20 protein-coding genes are annotated in these 22,489 nt (G+C 44.4%); 3 read left to right on the forward strand and 17 right to left on the reverse strand.

The features are described 5' to 3' along the window. Positions 1–104: 104 nt before the first annotated feature. The 13 genes from corA to ACKU35_RS19045 all read right to left on the reverse strand — a co-directional run bounded on the left by corA (position 105) and on the right by ACKU35_RS19045 (position 13,222). On the reverse strand, positions 105–1,169 hold the full coding sequence (corA, locus tag ACKU35_RS18985) for a magnesium/cobalt transporter CorA (protein WP_319761833.1): 1,065 nt from the start codon (positions 1,167–1,169) through the stop codon (positions 105–107). A 29-nt stretch (positions 1,170–1,198) separates the two neighbouring features. Then, on the reverse strand, positions 1,199–2,230 hold the full coding sequence (locus tag ACKU35_RS18990) for a TIGR00341 family protein (RefSeq protein ID WP_319761835.1): 1,032 nt from the start codon (positions 2,228–2,230) through the stop codon (positions 1,199–1,201). A 224-nt stretch (positions 2,231–2,454) separates the two neighbouring features. Then, positions 2,455–2,871 (reverse strand): hypothetical protein, encoded by a 417-nt coding sequence (locus ACKU35_RS18995; protein WP_319761837.1) that lies wholly within the window; start codon positions 2,869–2,871, stop codon positions 2,455–2,457. Positions 2,872–3,169: 298 nt separating this feature from the next. Further along, positions 3,170–3,406: a hypothetical protein gene (locus ACKU35_RS19000; RefSeq protein ID WP_319761839.1), complete on the reverse strand. Its 237-nt coding sequence runs from the start codon at positions 3,404–3,406 to the stop codon at positions 3,170–3,172. A gap of 745 nt (positions 3,407–4,151) precedes the next feature. Further along, positions 4,152–4,580: a hypothetical protein gene (locus ACKU35_RS19005; protein WP_319761841.1), complete on the reverse strand. Its 429-nt coding sequence runs from the start codon at positions 4,578–4,580 to the stop codon at positions 4,152–4,154. Between the two features lie 247 nt (positions 4,581–4,827). Beyond that, entirely contained in the window at positions 4,828–5,583 is a 756-nt protein-coding gene (locus ACKU35_RS19010; RefSeq protein ID WP_319761843.1) for a hemopexin repeat-containing protein, read from the reverse strand. A gap of 320 nt (positions 5,584–5,903) precedes the next feature. Beyond that, positions 5,904–7,028 (reverse strand): FAD-binding oxidoreductase, encoded by a 1,125-nt coding sequence (locus tag ACKU35_RS19015; RefSeq protein ID WP_319761844.1) that lies wholly within the window; start codon positions 7,026–7,028, stop codon positions 5,904–5,906. Between the two features lie 111 nt (positions 7,029–7,139). Next, positions 7,140–8,534, reverse strand: a complete 1,395-nt coding sequence (locus tag ACKU35_RS19020; protein ID WP_319761846.1) for an NAD(P)/FAD-dependent oxidoreductase — start codon at positions 8,532–8,534, stop codon at positions 7,140–7,142. Beyond that, entirely contained in the window at positions 8,527–8,832 is a 306-nt protein-coding gene (locus tag ACKU35_RS19025) for a (2Fe-2S)-binding protein (protein ID WP_319761849.1), read from the reverse strand. Before ACKU35_RS19025 ends, ACKU35_RS19020 begins: the two co-directional genes overlap by 8 nt. A 13-nt stretch (positions 8,833–8,845) precedes the next feature. Further along, positions 8,846–10,708 (reverse strand): aspartate ammonia-lyase, encoded by a 1,863-nt coding sequence (locus tag ACKU35_RS19030; RefSeq protein ID WP_319761851.1) that lies wholly within the window; start codon positions 10,706–10,708, stop codon positions 8,846–8,848. Positions 10,709–10,802: 94 nt separating this feature from the next. Further along, on the reverse strand, positions 10,803–11,369 hold the full coding sequence (locus tag ACKU35_RS19035) for a DUF3156 family protein (RefSeq protein WP_319761853.1): 567 nt from the start codon (positions 11,367–11,369) through the stop codon (positions 10,803–10,805). A gap of 17 nt (positions 11,370–11,386) precedes the next feature. After that, positions 11,387–11,710 carry a P-II family nitrogen regulator gene (locus ACKU35_RS19040; RefSeq protein ID WP_319761855.1) on the reverse strand — a complete coding sequence of 108 codons (324 nt, stop codon included), beginning with the start codon at positions 11,708–11,710 and terminating at the stop codon, positions 11,387–11,389. Between the two features lie 48 nt (positions 11,711–11,758). Beyond that, the gene (locus tag ACKU35_RS19045) at positions 11,759–13,222 is read right to left on the reverse strand and encodes an APC family permease (RefSeq protein ID WP_319761857.1); all 1,464 of its coding nucleotides are present in this window, start codon (positions 13,220–13,222) and stop codon (positions 11,759–11,761) included. A gap of 34 nt (positions 13,223–13,256) precedes the next feature. Here ACKU35_RS19045 and ACKU35_RS19050 point away from each other — a divergent pair, with 34 nt between their 5' ends. Further along, positions 13,257–13,397 (forward strand): hypothetical protein, encoded by a 141-nt coding sequence (locus tag ACKU35_RS19050; protein ID WP_319761859.1) that lies wholly within the window; start codon positions 13,257–13,259, stop codon positions 13,395–13,397. 44 nt (positions 13,398–13,441) lie between these two features. Here ACKU35_RS19050 and ACKU35_RS19055 read toward each other — a convergent pair whose 3' ends face one another. Next, a complete protein-coding gene (locus ACKU35_RS19055) occupies positions 13,442–14,578 on the reverse strand; it encodes a tyramine oxidase subunit B (protein ID WP_319761861.1) in 1,137 nt (378 codons plus the stop codon). A gap of 28 nt (positions 14,579–14,606) precedes the next feature. Then, a complete protein-coding gene (locus ACKU35_RS19060) occupies positions 14,607–15,002 on the reverse strand; it encodes a Rid family hydrolase (protein WP_319761863.1) in 396 nt (131 codons plus the stop codon). A 403-nt stretch (positions 15,003–15,405) separates the two neighbouring features. Between ACKU35_RS19060 and ACKU35_RS19065 the strand changes: the two genes are divergently transcribed. Continuing rightward, positions 15,406–16,197: a helix-turn-helix domain-containing protein gene (locus ACKU35_RS19065; protein ID WP_319761865.1), complete on the forward strand. Its 792-nt coding sequence runs from the start codon at positions 15,406–15,408 to the stop codon at positions 16,195–16,197. Between the two features lie 26 nt (positions 16,198–16,223). Here the strand turns inward: ACKU35_RS19065 and ACKU35_RS19070 are convergent, their stop codons facing one another. Both ACKU35_RS19070 and ACKU35_RS19075 read right to left on the reverse strand, forming a co-directional pair. Then, on the reverse strand, positions 16,224–18,917 hold the full coding sequence (locus tag ACKU35_RS19070) for a glycosyltransferase (protein ID WP_319761868.1): 2,694 nt from the start codon (positions 18,915–18,917) through the stop codon (positions 16,224–16,226). Beyond that, positions 18,917–20,482, reverse strand: a complete 1,566-nt coding sequence (locus tag ACKU35_RS19075) for a biotin/lipoyl-binding protein (protein WP_319761869.1) — start codon at positions 20,480–20,482, stop codon at positions 18,917–18,919. The genes ACKU35_RS19070 and ACKU35_RS19075 overlap by 1 nt, the downstream gene beginning before the upstream one ends. Before the next feature lie 1,451 nt (positions 20,483–21,933). Between ACKU35_RS19075 and ACKU35_RS19080 the strand changes: the two genes are divergently transcribed. Continuing rightward, on the forward strand, positions 21,934–22,449 hold the full coding sequence (locus ACKU35_RS19080; RefSeq protein WP_319761870.1) for a hypothetical protein: 516 nt from the start codon (positions 21,934–21,936) through the stop codon (positions 22,447–22,449). The last annotated feature ends 40 nt before the right edge of the window (positions 22,450–22,489 follow it).

Consider the following 22,489-nt stretch of genomic DNA (forward strand, 5'->3'; position numbering starts at 1 on the left):
TCAGCGATATTCAGGATGATTTTTATATATTAAATTGTATGAATTTAGAAAAATGCGAATTTTGAAATCATGCTACACCGCATTTAAGCCATGTACTATACAGCTTACAGCCATTTTTTTAATCTGAATAACATCAGCATGACCGCGGCTATCAAAGCCATTATTACAATAGAAAGTAAAAACCCGTGAGGACTATGCAGCCCGGGCATTGTATCGAAATTCATGCCGTATATACCGGCAAGGAAGGTCAATGGGATAAAAATAGTGGAAAAAATGGTTAAAAATTTCATGGTCTCGTTTAACCGGGTAGCCATAAACACATGATAAGTAGTGAATAAATCACCAAGAATGTCTTTGTATATTTCAAGAGACTCCAATGCCTGATCAATCATATTCGGAAGCTCTTTCATATAGACGAGAGCGGCATCGGAAATAAATTCGGAATCAAGCTTATTCAGCTTTAATACAATTTCACGTACCGGTCTGATGGATTTCCGGATATAAGCAATCTCACGACGATAAAAATTGATGCTCTCCAGATGCTCCGAGGAAGGCTCTTCTGTTATTTCCTCTTCCAGATCTTCAATTCGTTCTCCGATTATCTCTATCACTTTCAAATAGTTCTCAAGAACACTGTCCATAAGCGTATAAAACAGATAATCCGGCCCATATTGCCTGATCTTGCTTTTATGCTTGGCAAGCCTTTTACGAACGGGGTCAAAAATGGAATTCGGTTGTTCCTGAAATGTGATCAGACAATTTTCATCTAAAACAAAACATATCTGCTCGGTGACTATCTTTTGTTCGGCATCGCCTGAAACCAATATTTTCAGGGTAGTAAAAATCTGGTCCTGATGATCCTCGATAAAAGGTCGTTGACCTGTATCAAGAATGTCTTCCATTGCCATGGAAGGTATAGCGAAAGTATCGCCGATATTCTTTATGAGTTCGGGATCATGAACTCCGTCAATATTCAGCCACATTCTTTTGCCCGGGTCAGGATACCGGGAAATATCGGCTAACGATTCAAGTTTGATATCTTTTATTTCCGAACTGCTATATTCAACAATCCGGGCTGTAGGCTCCGATACTTTGTATTGCCCTGTAAAAACCAGAGAACCGGGAGGCATGCCCGCTTTTTGATCCGTATTTCTTAAAAATCTTGCCATGATTCCCCCTTTGCATCTGTAGCCGGCTGCTATTTGAGCATATCAAAAAACAAAAGAGCGCTGAGTATTGCCAAAAGAACTCCCCAAACACCGGTAATTCGCAAAGCAGTGACCTTTACCTGTTCTCTTTTCCACCAGGCCAAAGGCTGAACGCCCATAAGTAGAAAAGTTACAACCCCCGAAAGATTCAGACAAATTATGTTGGCAAAAAACAAAGTAGCCGCGCCGATTGCATAATGAATATGCCCGGCACCTAAAAACAACCCGCAGGCACTAAGGGGCGGTAGAAGCGACAGGGCGACCATAACTCCAACCAAGGAAGTAGGAACTCCAAGCGTAAAAGAAATAATCCCCGCCGCTCCCGAAACAATCGCGAGAATTATATCCGAAAAATCTGTGTAGGCCCTCATCATCAGTTCAGAAGAGGGTTCACCGACATCTACATTAATAAATATTCCGGCTACAAAAGTAATCGCGAATGCCAGAAGAATCCCGGTTACAAGGGTTTTGGATGAAGCTTTTGAGAGATCGTCATCCCCGAGCGTTGTGGCCAGCGATAAGCCCACATTAGGTCCCAGCAGAGGAGCTAGAACCATAGCCCCGATTATGATGGCTACATTATTTTTTAAGAGTCCTATAACCGCAACAATCGAGGAAAAAATGATGAGCAGGATATAACTGCGCGATAAAACGGACGTATCCAGAACATCTGCGTAAAGCTCTTCCCGGCTTAACCGGTTCTTTAATTGCTTTTTCTTTTCTTTAGCCTCTTCACTGTCTTCAGTTTCCTCTTCAATACTTTTCAAGCGCGGAATTGTAGCTTCAACCGGAAAAACAATAATTCGATATACATCCTTCCACGTAAAAAAATTTTCCAAACGATCAAGAACATTTTCAGACTCTTTTACATCCAATATCACCCTGAAAGTAAGAGAACTGCCCCCTTCATTGGAGGAGACCCAAAAGACATAACCTTCATCCGGACGGTGTTTTTCAAGAGTTTTATACACATCGTCTTTGTCTTCATTGGGGGTAATTATTTCAATAACTCTAAGCGGCATTCAAATATCCGGTATTGATGTTTTTTGCTAAATGGCTTCATTTACACGCTCATCCATAAGCATGCCTATTACATGAATATTAAATTACGGGGAAGCAATCTCCTAACCATTTTATACAAATTGTAATTTTACATTAACAGGCGTCTGCAAAGCTCCCAGATAAAAAAATGGCCCCGGTTACTAACCGAAGCCATTGTAAAAATCTTTATCTGCCGGTGTTATTATTACTGGAGACTATCAAGAATTTTATCCATGTCAGGGTGATATCCTGTCATGGTGATCATGACGTACTGATTATCCTCTACATATACAACAGAATGACTTTCCACTCCATTGGGAGGGGTGAATGTAAATGCAAATCCACCATCGCCAGTAGACTCGGGAGTACTTCCCTTCATCTGGGCTACAAAAATATCAGTAAGTTCTTTGACAGAAAGGCCCTGTGCGCTATCGACCACAATAGACATGGAGGCGGAACTATCCGGGGCAATAAGAGCCACCACGCTGCCGTTCTCTGTGGTCTGCCATCCTTCAGGCACATCAATTGACAAGTTGGCAAAATTTTTAACAGTAGCAAAAGAGACTGCCGGAGCCATAACAATAAGCAGACAGACCAAAATAAATGCTAATTTTTTTTTCATCTACACATCCTTCCTTTTTTGAGTAAGTTACAGACAGAATATTTATAATACATATATAAATGACAAAAGTATGTCCGCCAAACAACGTACAAGCAAAATATTTTCACTAGACTTTGTTATTCCGGGGATCCCCATCTGCAAAATAAACACTTTATTCGATAAGAAAAAACGGGCAAAGAGTCATTCAGCAAGAATAAATAAAGGAAAAGGGGCTTAGAAGCCCCTTTTTTCAAATTTCTATCAGTAGGTACATGGGAAGGAGAAACGAAACTATAGAAAATTTTAAAATTCTTCGGAGTTAGAGGTACTGCCAGACTTTGCCGATTGTTGTTTCCATCACCGCGACAGCGCAAAGATCACTGAAGGCTATTTCAACAACCTCAGCCCGAAGTTTCTCTTCTTCCTGTTCCTTGTTGAAGGCGTCCTTTACTGCAACGGCATCACCGAGCGTGCGTGATTTCGGTGAACTGCCGTCATGACTCCGGGGATGGTAACCTATGTAGATACTTTTGACCTTCTCCTGTTCACTATTCATTTCCTGTCCTCGCTGTTTGTAATTGTGCTGTGTTTGATCCTTGAAGCCGGTGTCCGCGATTCTGCATGAGGTATAAGGTTTCAATGCTCAAATCAGCTATATTTTTTTTAGCTGCCTTGGATTTAATTAGAAGCTTTCCACACTGTCAACTACCACATTAGTACGGCTTATTATGACACCTTTATTTTTTGTATTAACTATTTTTGAACTTTGATCAACAACCTTCATTATTTCAGCGCCTTCATTAAGGCTGAAATTGGCCATCATTCACCCCGGTAAACATAAAAAATCGGCTGACCTACAGGTTCCCAGCCGAAAAAACATAGCTATCACGATCGATATATCTAGCTTAACTTTTTAAATATTGATGATGAAGCGGTACAAAAGAGACCCCACGGCCTCTTGAATCCCATGCGGCCCCCACGTCATCATAATTTAAAAGGATTGAGTTAATCTTAATCCTTAAGAATTAAATTGGATAATTTTACGGAATTTACGGTTGAGAATAGCTTCTTTAATAAAAAACAGCTCATTCTTAACCTACTCTAATTTATTAAGAGTTGCATGAGGCTCCCGAGAGCCTAAAATTTTATAAAAGAAAGCTGTCTCCACTCTTTTCTCGAGGAAGAGAGTGGAGACAGCTTTGGTTGCTCGTACACGGAACACTGTGGGCAACTGAAGGCGTTATATCACCAATGCAGCCAGCCATAAGAACTTTTACTTTATCCACTCCGCCCTAACAAGTCTAACCACCTAATGAACTTTCATAAAGGAAATAAGCCAGCAGAATCCAGGTAAGAGAAACTCCTATACCTGCTTGTCTTGACCAAAAACCGGCAGGAAGGCGCTTGAACAAACCTATACGCTGTAGCACGAAAAAAAACACAAAAAACGTGAAGAGGGGGATACCGAGATAAGAGACTACAGCCAGCACCCATTCAAAAGAGGGTGATATGAAGGAGAAGGTATAAATTCTATTCCCAACAAGTGCTAATTTGGCAACGGGAATGGAAAGAACAACATTCATTGCCAGCCATGAGACAAACACTACCCTTCCTTTTTCGATATCTGCCTTTTTAAGCATCCCGAAGGTTTGGTAGACAAGTTTTAAAAACCATACTGGTGACAGTAATAATACAATTACCAAAACCGGCGAAATAAAATATTCAAACAATGAATCTCCCATAATGTCTTAACTTTATGCTATTCGTGCCAACCTTGCAAAAAACAAAACAGAAGTGGTAGCTATTTTATGAATTGTTCATTGACGATAGAGAAAAGACACTTGCGGACCGTACCGAAAAGGATATTGCGGCAGAGACAAAAAGCATCCCCGCAAATGTAACACCCCGATGACCGTCACAATGAGCAGACATCGGGGTTTTATTTTCACGGCTCGACCATGATAAAAACGGTGTTTCCTAAAATGACAATCCGGGCCAGCTATTCTGGTCAATATATTTGGGATAACCTGGGTCGGCTCTATCCGATCTAATGTCATAGCGAATATATTGATCGCCTTTAAAGATATAAACTTTACCATTCCCCCAATTCACAGCTGCATCAATACCGTTTCTCCATGGCACACCGGGCCATGTGTTCTGGCTTATATATTTGGGATAACCTGGATCGGCTCTATCCGCCCTGATGTCATAACGGATATATTGATTGCCTTTAAATAAGTAAACTTTACCATTTCCCCAATTCACAGCCGCATCTATACCATATCTCCATGGCACGCCGGGCCATGTGTTCTGGCTTATATATTTTGGATAACCTGGATCGGCTCTATCCGCCCTGATGTCATAGCGGATATATTGATTGTCTTTAAAAAGGTAAGCCTTACCATTCCCCCAATTAACGATTGCATCAACACCATCTGTCCAAGGGACACCGGGCCAAGTATTCTGGTCAAGATATTTGGGATACCCTGAATCGGTTCTATCCGCCCTGATGTTAAAACGGCTATAGAGATCTCCGTTAAAAAGATAAGCTTTGTTGTTACCCCAATTGGAGGCAGCGTCCACATTGAACCCACCGGACGTATCGGCAAGCGAATTGATAAGGTTTGAGACGTCATCCATTTTTAATGCATGGGACGTATTAGGAGTCAGAGTAAATAGAGTGAATAAAAAAGCAAAAGTAAAAAACAGCCTAGTACCACAATAACGTTTCATCAATTTCCCCCTGCATGAGTAATGATTATCTTCGCACCTGCACAATACTGTAATCATTATCACTCAAACATAGATTAACTCAAAACACCATTGTTTTTTTTAAAATAACAACACACAATTAAAACGAATGGAGCAGAAAATATTAAGACATGTTTTAGAAAGTACTGCTGTAGTAGCTACGCTGCATAAGTCATGCAAGATGGATAATGACACTTCTCTGGCTATCCCAACAAATTTACAGAAAAGGCGGGGGCTGTTTTTAACAGTCCCCGCCCTTCCTGCAAAGTCTCAACACCACTAAAAAATACGCTGTAACGGGCCTACTCCCTGTCGGCAAACCGATCAAAACCAAGTTCACAGATATCAATGGAAGGCATTTCGTCGCATGCCATTTCTGATATGACTGTGCCAACGGAAGGGGCTATTCCGAACCCATGGCCGGAGAAGCCACAGGCCAGAATCAGTCCGGGAACCTCTTTAACATGATCAAGGACCGGAACTTTATCCTCGCACCAATCGATGAAACCGACCCACGTCCGAACCACCTTTGCATGTTTCAACGCGGGTATATAGCTTAGAATCCCTTTGCATGTCGCTGCTGTAGCTTTTGCCTGAGGATGGTTTGCAATACTCTTAATGCTGCCATCCAGAGGAGAACCGCCGCCAAACACAAAGGAGCCGTGGGTCGTTTGATGACCGTAAAAATCAGCCATGGCTGTTCCAAGCATCTGATAGAACATGGGAGGCTGCGCATTGGTGACCAGAGTATCCAGTGCTACGCGCTTCATGGGAACATCCACTCCTACGGTATTTGCGATAGCACGACTCTCATAGCCCGCAGCAAGAACAATTTTTTCCGCCTCGAACTCCTCGTTTGTAGTGACAACCTTTCTCGCCCGGCCCGCAACCGTCTTGATTGAAAGTACACTTTGCTCAAAAAGGAATGAGACTCCAAGCTGGCGTGCTTTTTTATAGAATGCCGATGTTGTCAGCAGAGGATTTGCATGACCGTCACTTTGGCACCAGCTGGCCCCGGTTACCTCATTAGAAAGATGCGGACAAATCTCCCTGACTTCATCGCCACTTACCATTTTCACATCAAGCCCCAAGGAAACCGCTACGTCAGTAAGTCCGCCTAAAATCTCAAGGTGCTCATCATTTTTACCAAGCCGGAGGTTTCCGTGCTGGTAGTATTCGACGTTCATCCCTAGCTCTTCGGATAAGTTCGGCCAGAGGTTCTGTACTCCATACATGGCCAGAGGCAGCTCTCTTTTGTCCCGGCCTGATTGGCGCACTCCGCCTCCATTACGACCTGATCCGCCATATCCGATGCCCTTTCCTTTCTCCAGAACGATGACCGTTTTACCTTTTTTGGCCAAATAATAGGCAGTCGAACAACCTATAATACCGCCACCTATGATGATGACATCTGCATGCTTTTTCATGTTTCCTCTATTCCTGAGTAGATGCAGGTAAATCAAATCCCGCGTATCTGTACTCTCAAATTATTTATAATGTCTTCTCGTGTAATCTCCCGAAATTGAAAAAACCAAGCATCAACTGCCCTCTCCCAATTCCAGACTTGCAAATTGTTCAATGGTCAAGGATTGTTGAGGAGATCTGGCCTTAGGCAAGCCAATCGATGTAATATCAAGCGAGCAGCTATCGGCAATCATTTCGGTAATGGTTGTTGCGCACATTCGCCCCTGACAAGGGCCCATCCCGGCTCGTGTTTGTATTTTGATCTGAGAAGGATGGCGCGCTCCCTGCGCTATGGCTTCCCGGATTTGTCCTGCTGTCAATTCTTCACAGCGACAGACAACGGTTTCATCATCCGGGGGAACCAGCGCCTGTCGGCTGGGTGGAAAGACATGGTCGAGAAATGGGCGAATCAACTTTTCGCGTTTGGCCTTGTTCAGATACGGCTGAGCCAAACGGTCACGTTCCGAATCAGTAAATTTATCCAGCTGATAGGCAATGTTGATTGCAGCGATGTGGCCTGCGACTTCCGCAACCTGCCCACCGAAAATTCCGCCGCCGTCGCCAGCGACAGAAATACCGGGCACGCTCGTCTGGCCCCACTGATCAAGCACAGGTCTCCAGTACCGCTGCGGGACGTACCATTCGTGCTCACAATTGAGCAGCTGGGTAAGACGCAGGTTCGGGATTACCCCTTCGTGCAACAGAACAGTTGCTGCGGCAACTTCCTGCTTTTTACCACGGCAGGTAAAACGCAAACCTTCTGCCTGTTCCTTGCCTATTATAGAAAGATCGCGACACCCTGTGTACACCGGCACGCCTGCGCGTTTAACCGCGTATTTCATCTGTAAGCCTTTAAAAAGGTAGCTGCTTCGACGCAGTGCCCCGGGCAGATGGGGGATCGCCTTAAGATAATCTCGCATACCGGATGTTTCGACCATTGCGGCGATCTCAACTCCGTTATCAATAAGGTGGCAGGCTGCCAGCAGCAACAGCGGTCCGCTGCCTGCCAGAACAACAGGTCCTTCAGGCACCATATCTGCTGACTTGAACAGAATATCCGCGGCTGCGGCACCCATAACTCCGGGAAGCGTCCAGTTAGGAATCGGAACCGGGCGTTCCACTGCCCCGACGCTGAACAGTAGCTGACGGGCACGCACTCGATGCAGTGTGTCTGTGACTACGGTGTCAACATTGAACGAGCCTTCGATATTCCAGACAGTGTTGTTCGGCATATAGTCAGCGCCTGAAGCACGAAACTCGTCAACCAACTGCTTGCCTGCGAAATAATCCTTGCCAAGAACGTGGGCGTTTTCCGGGAGACTCCTTTCAATTGAACGATATATTTGACCTCCGGGCTCGGGCTGTTCATCTACCAGCAGAGCCGAAAGGCCCAATTTGTCGGCGGTGACCGCAGCCGCAAGTCCTCCGGGTCCAGCACCAACAATAATCAGATCATAGAGCTTATCCATTTGCTATATCCTTGTCGGAGTACTGTCGATTGATTACCATACCTTCCCGCACCTGAATTTTGCAGGCCTGTTGATTGGGAATTCCATCAATTTCCATGAGGCATTCGTAGCAAACGCCCATATGGCAGTATGCAGAACGGTGTTCGCCACTGATTGGCGAAGTCCGATTATAACCTGCTCCGGCCGCCATAACCGCGGCTATAACGGTATCCATTGCCGGAACTTTCAGCTCCTCGCCTTCAAATATAATGGTCACCAGATCTTCTTCAGACCTATTTTCATGCAACCTTTTCAACATCTAAAACTCCTTATTAAATTTCCCGAGGATCAGTCATATTTTCCGGGCGAAGAATCTCATCCAGTTGTTCTTTGGTAAGCACCCCTTTTGCGAGTATAATATCGTACACGCTGGCATCGGTCCCAAGAGCTTCCTTGGCGATCGCTGCGGACTGCTCATAACCGATAACAGGGACCAATGCGGTCACCAGACCTATACTGCTTTGAACATAGCTCCTGCACACGTCTCTATTGGCTTCGATACCGCTTATGCAGCGTTCCACCAGAGATATGCAGCCGTTTTTAAGAATCATCATTCCATGCAGCAGGTCATATGCGATAATCGGCTCTGCCATGCACAGTTCCAGTTCACTGGACTCTGCAGCCATGGAAACCACGGTGTCATATCCCATGACCTGATAACATATCTGATTCATCACTTCAGGAAGAACCGGATTAACCTTGCCCGGCATAATAGATGAACCGGGCTGCATCGGGGGCAGATTGATCTCGTTCAAACCACATCTGGGTCCGGAAGAAAGTACGCGCAGGTCGTTACAAATTTTGGATATCTGCACGGCCACCAGTTTCAGGCTGGCTGACATGCGTACAAAAACGCCTGCATTTTGTGTTGCTTCCACCAGATTTTTTGCTCTCCTGACAGGAAAACCGCTGATTGCCGCAAGCTTTTTCGCCACCAGATCGGCATAGCCCCGAGGACTGTTGATACCGGTTCCAATAGCCGTAGCTCCGAGGTTAATATCAAGAAATGCCTCGGCGGTTTGCTCCATGGAACTGATGGAGCTGTCTATCATCACCGCGTAGGCGCTGAACTCCTGACCGAGGGTCATGGGAACCGCATCCTGATTTTCCGTGCGCCCCATTTTGAGTACATCCTTAAATTTCTCTCCCTTGCTCGCAAGAGCATTCCGAAAAACCCGCAGTGAGCAGATAAGATCGTGGCTGGAGAGCAGTACCGCCAACTTTATCGCCGTGGGGTACGCATCATTTGTGGATTGAGAACAATTAACATGATCATTGGGGTGCAGGTGGTGGTACTCCCCTTTGTTATAACCCATGATCTCCAAGCCCCGATTCGCAATCACTTCATTGGCATTCATGTTGGTCGAAGTCCCTGCACCGCCCTGAAACATGTCCACGGTAAAATGTTCATGCAACTCGCCGCTCAGGATTTCATCACAGGCCTGACAAATGGCATTCATTCTGGTGTCGTCAAGGGTCCCCAACTCATAATTGGTTTGGGCCGCCGCCTTTTTCACCATGGCCAAAGCTTCAACCATATGTTCAAAATTATTAAGATATATTCCTGAAATGGAAAAATTTTCCATAGCCCGCAGGGTTTGAACACCATAATAGGCATGACCATAGACATCTCTTGTACCAAGAGAATCTTTTTCCCGACGCAACCCGCTGATCAGCAGATCACCGCTGTTATTCTTGCAATGGACACTATCCGCAAGCATACGCATGCGCCGGTTGATCCCAACCGCAACCTGAGCAACTATACGGTAAAACAACTCCGGATTGTTTTCTTTGAAAGATTCAATCTTTTGCTCAGTTATCTGCCAAATTCTGGCTCCGGTTTGCGTAAACGCGCCATTGGAGTGAGAGTCCTTCTCGAGAAGAGCACCTTCGCTGATCATGGAACCGGAAACTATTGTTCCAACCTTGCGGGAAGTGCCATGAATACCACGCAGCAGTTCAAGCTCGCCTTCAAGGATAATTCCTGCCCACCGACGCGGGCTTGACTCATAGAATACCCATTCATTCTGCTTATATATCCGTTCTTCACCTTCAGCTATCAATAGAACCAGATCCTCTTCGCTGATACCGGTTGACCTAGCTGCCTGACGGACAATGCTCTGTTCAATTCTCATAATGCCTGTTTATTCCAACTCTAAAAAGATAGAGAGTTTAATGGATGTAGGTGGAGAAAACTCTCCCGAACGCCGTGCCTGAGTCCTTGTTTCACTAGTGGGTAACGTTCATGCCTGCGCTGTGGCTGCTGATTATCCGCTCAATTCGCTCAAGGGCTCGAGCTGTTGTTTTGATCTGATCTCTGGGAAAAGCAACCGGATACTGAAGAGGCGGAATGCCCAGAAAGGCCAGCCCTCCCCCATAGGGAGTAAGCATGACAGTTACCTTTCCACCGGTGAGCGTAATGGTAAGCCCTCCCAGATCCAAGTCCCGGAGCGCTGCCATGAGAACGGTGTCGGCATGCAACCGTTCTATCAAATGTTGACCTATCTGACAGTTGCCTTTGCATCCGAACCTGCCACTCCTGAAACGCAGTGAACAAGATCCAGTCAATTGGATTTCCCGCTCCAGACAGAGGTTGACTGACATTGTTCCTCCCAAAAGCTGACGCTGCCAGGTCTGAATCGCGGTCAGCCCCTGCAGTGTGCCCGGAAGGGCCGAGAACCGTACAACCCCGTTTTCGGTCAACTCCGCATCTCCCCATAGCGGGGAAAAAAGGCGTGAAGTCTGGAGAATGGCTGCATTGGCTGCGTTGACCCGTTTCTGTCTTGATCGGAACATAATATCTCCTGCTTGCCCTAGAGGTTCTGGTCGCCTGAGCGAATGGTATATGCTTCGGCTACCTGAAGGACGAACACTCTACCATCGCCATGGTTGCCGTCCCCTGTTCTAGCCGCCTCCATAATGGTTTTGACAGCGTCTGCTTTCTGATCGTCATCCACAAAGGTCTGAATCATTTCTTTAGGAATATCCTTATAAATCATGTCACCGACTTTGAGACCGCTCTGGTTCCCACGTCCGATAACCGGGAATTTAGTCATGCCGTACACGCCGATTTCGGCGAGAGCATCAGTCACTTCAGTAATCTTTTCTGGACGAACAATGGACTGAATAAGATACATGGTATCTCCTTTGGGTTATATTTATTTGTCCTCTTAGGCGACGACGGCTTAAATAGTGGTTGCGCTAGAGGTCGATCCACTACCGGGAGCGATTACAAAGGTGGCCGGAATGCCGTCTTTATAGAGTTCTTTTTCCACCAGCCCCCACTCTTCCTGCGCTTCTTGAATGTCCATGGGCCGAAACATGGGTTCCTTGATAACAAACCGAAGCCAGAAAATGACGTAGACGAGCGTGCAGGCTATCATGACGCCGACCAGACGGAAGATTATACTTTCCATTTCCGGAACTGGTGCGATGTTGATAATGGCATAGACCATGCCTAGAGATCCGATAATTTGAGGAATCGGATAGAACGGTGTTTTGTATGGTCTCCTCTGTTTCGGATAGCGGCGACGGAGGATGAGGACATCAATATGCGCGATCACATAGGAGAAGAGCCAGGAACAACAGGCCGCAAGGATATAAATGATCAGGTTCGGGGCTTCATGGATGCCACCGAAATAAGTGACACTCATAGCTCCAGCCATGAACAAGATGCCGACCCATGGCGTTTGAAAACGAGGATGGATAAGCCGAAAGACCCTCGGAAGTTCGCGGCTTACAGCCATGCCGTAGAGCATGCGGGGAACCACGCCGATAACTGTATTGATGGTGCTTGCGCTGGCGAAGATTGAAACAACGGAAATCCAGATCATTCCCGGCCTGCCAAGCATAGCCAGTGCCATATCGACATGGGGATGATTGGAGGTTGTCAGCTGTTCAGCCGGAACGAACTTGAGTGAGGCGTATCCATAGACAAGGTTGACAAAGAAGATTGCCAGCAAGCCGTAGATCATAGCTTTTGGGATGTTCTTTTCCGGCTGTTTGGCTTCTTGAGCCATGGGGGTGACAAATTCAATACCGATATACAGCCAGATAGCCAAAGCTGTCAGACCAAAAACTCCCATGCCCATGGGATTGAAGGGCTGATCGGGCATAACCGGGGCAGGTAGAGTACCTATACCGGTAAGGCCGATGATTCCGAGCAGAGCCATGGATATCATCATGGTCATTGTGAAGATAATTTGAAGCTTGGCAAAAATATCCACACCGATGACATTGGTAATGGTCAGGATGGCCAGAAGCAGCCCCCCCCATAGAACAGGGGGAATGCCGGGCGTAAAGGTCTCCGTAATAACGGACCCGGCTACAGCCAACTCCGCCGGTGCTGCAAACAGATTAGGAATAATATATGCGAGGATGACCGCAGCCATAGCCGGCAGACTTCCCAAGGCGACTTTTGTATAAGAACGGAGTCCCCCGGCATGAGGCATCATACAAGCAAGTTCCGCATAACTTTGAGCTGAAAAGAGTTGCAGAATCCAGGCTGCGGCCATGGCAATAACAAAACCGCCGCCGGCCAGGCCCATACCTTGGCCTAGTGATACCAGTGTGCTGGAAGCGACGACTAGTCCCACAGCTACGGAAAAGCAGGAAAAAAAACCAAGGGTCTTTCGAAGTTCCGTTTTCATATTAAACTCCATAGGTGTACGTGGTTACCTGATTATGACAAATTCATCTCTGGCTGAACCGCGCCATGCGCTTCATCCGCTGTGCCGTATTGCAGCAAAGGTTAATCCCTGCCGAATTACGGACCGTTGCACCGTATCTACTACCTGTCTTTCCTCGACAGACTGGGCTGGATGATGGAGTTTCTCCCAAGACAGGATGTCCCATGTGTTGACTCGTCATTAGGCTAGATAGGGTTCATCCCAAAGATTCAGCGTTGTACCGATGCCCTTTTCCAAAGCATTGCGATACACGATGGTACCCCAGGCCACGTCTTCCACGGGAAGTCCTCCCACTGAATAAACAACGATTTCATCATCATTTTTACGGGCTGGAAGTTTTCCGGTAAGCACATCGCTGAGATCTTCAAGCTGATCCTTGGCCAGCCGTCCATCGGCCATAAGATCCATGCAGTGCACAGCCGGGATGGGGATGGTGTGGTAGGCAGGATAAGGCATTTCTTCAGCCCATGCCTCGTATAGGGGGACATAATCAGCCACGTTACGCGCCCGGTTGAGGATGAAGTCGTCATCAAATCGCGCTGCAGCCGGGCAGCAGACAAAAGCACCGGGCTTGATCCACTCTTCCTTTACATAGGGATACTCATTGATATCTCCAGTAGGAGACGATGTTCCCAAAAAGAGGATATCCGCATCCTTTGCCGCACCTTCAATATCATCAGCGATAACTATTTCGCTGACGGTGGGATATTTGCCCTTCACATAATCAATGAAGCTCTGCATTGATTTCTTGCCCCTGCCTTTGATCTGCACGCGCTTGATATCGGGGCGTACGGTCATAAAGGAATCAAATGCGGTCCTACTCATGACTCCGGGACCGACTATGCCCACGGTTCTGGAATCTTCGCGAGAGTAATACCGGGCACCAACGCCGGGTATCGCCCCCGTGCGGTAGGCACTAAGGATATTGGCGGACATATGAGCCATGGGAGCGCCGGTATCCTTGTCATTCAAGGTCAACATCAGGATGGAACGCGGCAGGTCTTTTTGCTTGTTTTGGGAGTTGGAACCGTACCACTTCATGCCCACCATATCGAACTGGCCTCCGAGATATGCAGGCATAGCCATGAATCTGCGATCGGGACCGTCTACTGGCATATTGGGAAAGGGTGATTCTTCAGGAAATACCATCATGATGCCATGAGAGTTGTTACCTGCTCCCCCCATACGAAAGTCGCCCATTTTGAGCAGCCGGAACATCTCTTCCATTGCATCTACGCAACCCAACATGTCGGTTACACCAGCTTCGATCATGTCGTTTTCGCTCAGATACAAAAAATCAATTTTAGGGTTTGCCATAGTCTTATCTCCTTAATGTCAAAAAAAGTTAGCCGAGTTCACACCCGATATGAGCTTCAAGTTCAATCTCCACAAACTGGGTCGGACGATTAAGCTTGGGGGTTTCAACCATTGTGAATAACGGCCTTATGTCCTTAAAACGTTCACTGTAAGCTGCGGCTACTTCCTTAGTGAAAGCCATGTCCGTGACATAAGCTTTTACCTTGATCACATCTGAGGCAGAGGCTCCGGCCTGCTGCAACAGATCGATAAATTTAGTGAATATGTATGCTGCCTGCTCCCCAGCGCTTTCACCGGCGACAGTCCCGTCCGGCTGTACTGCAGTAGTGCCGCCGATGTAGACATGATCCCCGACCTTCACCATTCGAGAGTATCCGGCGATATCTTCTAGAGGTGCTCCTGACGAATAATTAATACGCTGCATAATGCTTTCTCCTTTTGCAGTGCTAAACTGTCCATTTATTCATCAACAAAAAGCACACAGACATATTGGAAAAAACGGAACAGTGTTAAAGCAGGCAACATCACACCTAAGGTTCAATATCACGCTTTAATGTTATATTTCGTATAGTTAATAGGTATTTTTCGCCAAGACAAAATATTCATCTTTCACAAAATTGCTATCATATTACAAAAACGAGCCATTACTCATGGACAAAACAACATTTTTGTAAACCAGGCTTTACAAAAGAAAAGTGAGGTCAAAAAAGATATAAGAGCAAATCAGCTGTTACTCTGGCCTGTTACGTCTGGACGTGGACTTGAGGGGGGACGGTGATTTTCTTTGGCGTTGTTGTTGCATACTTCGGTACAACTGGAGGTAAAATGTGATTACGAAAGAAACCTACATGCCGGAGCAACCCTTTTTTCAACTATCGACGGCAGACTATATTTCCCAATTGTCTCTGTGCGACAGAGGGGTGGCTCAGTATTATAGTTTTGTTAATCTGAATGCAGATAACGACATCACCGCTGTTCCGGATGGAACAATAGACATCATTATTCAATGTTCGGGCAATCACCCCAGAGCGCAAGTGTGCGGCTCCGTCAAGAAGGGGAGACAGGTCAAATTTGAACTGGGAGTAAAGTATTTCGGAATTAGATTCTTTCCCGGAACGGCGGATGCGTTGCTACAGTGTCCTCTCAATCTATTTACGGACCAGGAAGTTCTACTTGAAAATGTTTGTGACAAGGCGGATGAGCTAGTAGAGCGGATCAGTAATGCCAACTCGTTCGAAGAACGTATCTGTTTCTTTGAAAAATATTATGCAAAACGGATTCGGGAATATTCGGGCGAGTCCACATTGATCCCCTACCTGATTGATAAGATCAACAAGTCTCACGGAGATATCAAGGTCGGCGACTTGGCGGAAGATACCGGTTACTCAACTCGTCACATAAGCGGTCAATTTTCAAGGGCTGTTGGAATTTCGCCGAAACTGTACTCTCGCATCGTCCGTTTTCAGCGATGCCTAGGGCTGCTGTGGGGACAGGAGCAACTGTCGTACGCCAGTCTTGCACAAGACAGCGGATATTATGATCAGGCTCATTTTATCAATGAGTTCCGCGAGTTCTCACTTTGCACCCCTGCGCAGGCCTTAGGGACAAGCATGCAGTAATACTGTAGATATTTTTGAATTCCGAACTATTCTTCCACTCTATTCCTATCTCCGTCCGGCGGAGCGTATGTCCCCCCTCCTTCCGGCATACGAGTTATTTTGCCCCAATGATGCCACTTCGGGGGAGAAAAAGTACAGTGGCGCACAGTATTATCATGACTGAAGCCACCATGAAAATTTATATCTGTTTCAATAATGCAATTTTCTACGAGATTACCTGAGCTACCCCATTGAAAAGTCAAATGGCGAATATTACGGATGATACTATTTTGTATAGAACACCCAAAACTTCTGGCAAAACGAACATAGCCGTTTCCTTTTTTGCCTTTATTCCAAACTCCGTCTACAATTACGTCGTCCACCGTTATCTCTTTACAGGACTCAAATGCGATAGGATGCCTGCCAGCCATAGTAATATTTACGTCTTTTAGCATACAATCAGCTGCCCACTCAAAACGCACGCCATCTAAAGCGTACTTTTCAGCCAGATTTTCATATCGTCCCTGAACATCTTTCCGTTTCATTTTAGGAACTTTTTGTTCTAATGAAAAATTGGAGATAATAACATTAGTAACCATTTTGGGGGCATAAACTTCAGTCCCAGCAGGAAACTCAATCCCGGGAACAGCACGCATCATGATAAATTCTGATATTGAATCTTCAACTCTGCCGATATATTGTCTTAATGGAGGTCTGGTCTTCCGCCATTTTACAGCATTAATTGAATCAAGAAATTCTTCATCATTTGAAACACCTATCCAGATAAATTCATTTCCCTTATGCCATTTAGTAGCTGTGAGCATAGAAGAATGAAGCGGCAAAGGCTCTTTTAAACGTCCTATACGTTTTTCCTTCTTGCCAAGTACATGCAAAACAGCCTCCCCCTGATCAGAATTTAAACAGGAGCGCAAAAACGTTTTTCCCTGACCAGCCCCTTTTAAAATAACATTGTTCCGGCTGATTATAATCGGCGTATCAATCACAAAATGTCCCGCGGGAATTTCAAGCCGTAATGGAAGATTTTTGTTTGAACGTAACAGTTCCTTCATGACAGCCTGACCGACATCAGCATCTGGAGCAATATTCATCGATACAACTACCGTATCCTGATCAACATTCTTCTGGACAGTCATAGGTGCAATATCTGTCAGTTCTGCCAGTGAGGGCAGAGTTAACGCTCCGGTTCCAAGGCCGCAAAAGGTTAAAAGCAGGGTAAAATTCATAACAATAAGCATAGTTCTAAGAATGTATCGAACTCGGTTCAGAGTTGAATCCTTTTTTTTTATCGATTTAGAATACTTATTTTTTTTGTTCCAAGTCTGCTTATCTAAGTTATATATAGTAATAACCTTAAGAGCCGCTCCCACCCATTGATTGAAGAGCATTAAAGGTAAATGCGATGTGCGCAGTTCAAATCCCTCCAGAACATAAACCCATAACATGACCAACCGTGTGCAAATTATCCATGAAGTGTAGAAAACCAAATAAAAAGGAGAAATAAACAACGACATCATAATCATACTGGCGGGACCAACCAGAGGAGTCCATGTAGTAAGGCGTTGATCAACAATGCTCCACCAAATAAATTTCCCCATAGGACGTGGACCTAATTTAATGGCACGAAGATTGTTACACAGCATATTCCCATACCATCTACGCATAAGTGAAATACTTGTGCTAAAAAAATGTTCCTGCCGAGTTTCCACAGCAATAACCGGTGCGTCCGGCACATAGAGCATTTCGTAACCTTTTTTAAGTAGATAAAACCAAGTTGATTTATCATCCCCCATAAGAAAGCGAAATCGTCCGTACATCCAACTTTCCAAATAATCGGCTTCAACGAACCGAATAAATTCTTCTTTAACGACTATAGATGCTCGAAACATTGAAAAACGTCCCGTAAGCGTCAGCATCCTCTTTGAAAGGGCATGTGAATAGAACTGATGATTTCGCTGGGCAAATTTTAATGAATACCAGTCATGAAATAAAGTAGTGCTATCTTGCTGCAAACCTATATTATCAGTGGTTAGAGCAGCCATTTGTGGATGTAATTTAAAAAAGGGCAAGCATTTACTAAATGTTCCTGGCTTTACAAGAGTGTCTCCATCCATAAAAACAACTACATCATCGTTAACTTTAGGATGCCACATAAATGGATCATTAAATTCACGAGCAATTGCACGCAGGGCATGTCCCATTGCAATTCTTTTACCCTGATGTTGCTGCATAATAATTAGCTTGATACCATAACTTCCTTTTATTCCAGCAACCACCTTCCGGATAAACTCAGCTTCCTTACTTGAGCCTACACTGGCCACAAAGACAACTTTACACGGAAGCATGCAAACATCCCTGACCAAGGCGTTGAAAATCATTTCCGTTACGTAGTAGTCTTCATGATAGGACGGAATCATAACAAATAATCGGTCTGGGAATGGATCTTCCAGAGCGTCAGCTTCTGCTCTTAGTGCGGGGAAAACATGCCGCCTGTATCGCCAGTGACGAAAAACGTTAGTCACCTGCCATGAGTAACGCCATATACCGAACAAACTGATTGCTATTAATGTCTGACTTTTAATTTGCCATGCTCGCTCGGGCAAAGCCAAAAGCATCAGCCAAGCAAACGTTAAATATGCAACAGTTGGGGGGAATGCTTTCAGGATAGCCTTCCCTACAGATATACGCTGTGGGAAATGACTTATCTTAAAATATTCGAGCATTATATACTGGCTTCAAACGATGACCACTGAGTAATAATCGCATGTAATCTATTTAAAAAATTAGTCTGGACTCTGGCCTCAACCCCGAGTCCCAACGATAAGTCATCAGGATGTTTATCAAAGATAATTTTAACGGGGACTTCGCTTCCGCTGACTTCTAGACTTTGCGCTTCACTGCCACTGTCTGCTAAAGCATAATGCCCCATAGCCTGTATTGTACCCTGATAATGCTTTCCAAGCGCTGGCACATATACATCGACAGCGTCACCCTGAGAAATATTTAAAGCTCCTTTAAAAGTGAATCTGGCTAAGGCCCAAGGATGTATATCATTAGCGGTAAGAGTCATCACAGATTCCCCTTCATTGAGGTAAGTTCCAGGAACCCTTTTCAGAGAATAAACTTTACCGCTTATATTGGCTGTCACACGAGTTTTTTCCAGTTTAGCCATTGCCTGCACCAGACGGAAACGCTTTACTTCAAGCTCTTTTTTTTGAACAAGAATACGCCCTTTCAGCTCTTGTCGGTCACCATGAGCTGAGTTTCGGGACATATATTTCCCATTTTTAGCACTTAAGGCGTTATCTTTAGCGAGTATCAACTCTTTGTCCAATTCAGAAAGAGCAGCCTTTTCAGTCAAAAAATCTTTCCGCCGTTCATCCAGAAACGAGCGGCTAACAGCACCACTGGACATCAATTTTTCAGCCCGTTCAAATTGCATTTTTGCAAGATTGATCCTAGCTTTGACTCCCTTAATTTGTTGCTCAACCATTTCAACCTGAATATTAGCCGCATTGCGGTACAGACCCAGCTCACGTTCTTCTTCGGAAAGCCGTGTATAAAGCAGCGCCAGTTTTTCTTTTTCTACTTCTATAATAAGATTGATTTCTTTGATCTCACGAAGAATTGCGCTATCATCCACAGTAAATAGCAGTTGGCCTTTCTTAACGCTCTGCCCTTCATGAACTTTAATATCCTGCAAATATCCACTGACTTCAGGACTGACATTGAGAATAGCTCCGGAAACAACTCCGCGTACGCTTACAGATTTTGAGAAATTACTATAAAGAACCAGTGCAACGAATGAAAAAGCAACCAGCAACAAAAAGATATAGAGGACTGCGCGCCCTTGAAATTTACGTTTAAAGGTCGTGTGCTCCTCAAGCGTCAAAGGTTTCTCAATTTCAGCTGCAATTTCAACTGATTCTACTCGAGAAATAATACCATTTACATTTGCAAGCTTTCCTTCAACACTAGCTTCAAGATATGTTTTGAGTAACATCTTACTCTGGTCACTCAAATCATTAAAAGAAAACCCGCATTCATCCTCACCTCTGCGTACAACCGTAGCCAAGGCATCAAAAGAAATATTCATGCCAGAAAGTGGTAATACGAATTTAACGGTACCGGACCATTTCTCCGGGATGCGATGCGATGCAACACCGCATTTGAACCCTTCAAGAGACCAATCTAAAACCCTAAACTCTTTTTTTCCCAGTTTAACCATGGCAGGCAGCGAAATTCGGTGAGACTTTCGCAGCTGGTTTGCTTCATAATTATCTAACATATTAATTTACTTTCTTTATTAGTAATATAAGGTTTTACTCAAAGAGGAGGATTTCATTATCTTCTGTTGCTACAACAAAGTTTGCACCTTTTCCTGTAAAGGTTACTTCGAATAATCAAATCCAATATAAAATAAGGATGTTGCATCTACTTTATATGTTACAGATTCACCATTTTCAGATAGATGTATTACTCTTACATGGTTTTCAGAATTCATTTTCCCTCACGGAGGGATGATACTGCTCTAAATTATTACACAATTAGATTGTATTAATAACACAGATCAATAATTACAAAGCGCACTCAGTAGTCCAAACATTGTGGCAACATTTAGAGTACTGAGTGCAATTAGCTAATTTTTAATAATAAACGGGAAGTAGATTCAAACTGGTTAAATTGCTCACATGCTCCGCAACACAAAAGCAATTTCTTTTTTATAGATTGAAAAGTAATCCATTAATAAAGCACCCTTTTTTAACATCCCCTTAAAACAATCATTATAATACGGGTAATGCCCAGTCAACGCGAATCATATTATTTTTGTAGCGTTTTTATCTTTAATTAAACACTGATTTTGCCACACTTCTCAGAACAATTAGTCAATCCACAACAATCTTTTCCTGACAGTTCAAGACAGACAATAAAAGCTAAAACCCATTTTAGGCCGCATTTCCCATATCTCATATGGTGGGCATTTTTCTTATTCAACAATATTCGAAAATTAGCGATTGAACCTATCTCTAAGCACTACCAAAAACCCGCCTCCGGCTTTCCAACCACAAATGTTGACAGCCGGTTGACCACCCGATTCACCAACAACGAAAAAAGCCTAGTTATCAAAACTGATAACTAGGCTTAATTCTAAGAAATTTTAATGGTGGAGCTGGAGGGAATTGAACCCACGGCCTCTTGAATGCCATTCATAGGCTTAAAAACAATATTCATTGATTTTAAACACTTAGATGTTTTTATTTACGGCAAACCTTGCTATATATTGTCTGTAATGTCGGTTTTGTCCGTAAACCCATGCCGTAAAAGATTGAGGCGGATAGCCTCCTTTTTGGCCCTGTTTAGCTTCGTTTAGTTGAGTGTATTTTTAAAAAACGAACTAAACATATGTAATCAAAGTGTTTAGTCGTAGCTTCAATTCTCCCGGCTTTGCGCAAACCTGCAATAGTTTGCAATCCATGCAATAGGTAAAAACGACTGTAAGCCCAGTTCTGGGGCTGCTGCAGCTATTTCTTGCACCACTCCTTTTGTTGCAAAAAAATGGTCGAAACGACCCGAAGGTAGGTACGGTTGAGTTCGTTTCTTCCGGGGGCGCTCTTTTTTAATTCAGCCATGAAAAAGATTGCTACAAGCTGCAGATTATTTAGCCGTTGAAGTAAAATAAAAAACTCACTACTCTTTTTTTGCCCAAAATAAATTTCTAAAAAAGGAGACTTCCCTAGCATGGCAATTGATTACGAAATGATTAGTCGAATTCTTGGAGCTGCCGATCAAGTATACCCTCAATTTCTTCACATTAAAGACGTAGTTGAGGCTGTACTAAATAAAGACGATGCAGATTTAACCAATGATGATTTAGACAAGCTAGTGTACCACTTTAACTACCTTAAAGATAATAAGTTTATAACTATGGGAAGTGAAATGGGAACGGGTGGAGTTCCTCCTTTTATTACAATTACAAACCTTGGGATTGACTTTCTCACGGATGATGGAGGGTTATCAGCTAAACTTAAAACCATCACAATAAAATTTGATTTGGATAATTTACGTGAAATTGTCGCAGAGGGGATACTGAAATCAGGCCTACCTGAAGAGAAAGAAGGCATAATCAGAAAAGCAATAAAATCTGCCCCAGAAACTGCGATTAAAGAGATAACTACGAAGCTGATAGGATCTGCATTGGAAAATCCGGCAGCTGCAGCAAAAATTGTGGCTGCAAGCCTTGGAATAACTTTTTAACTTTCATACTCAAGTCACACAACAAAAGCCCTGCCTCATT

This window comes from Maridesulfovibrio sp. (assembly GCF_963676065.1).
GTDB lineage: Bacteria > Desulfobacterota > Desulfovibrionia > Desulfovibrionales > Desulfovibrionaceae > Maridesulfovibrio.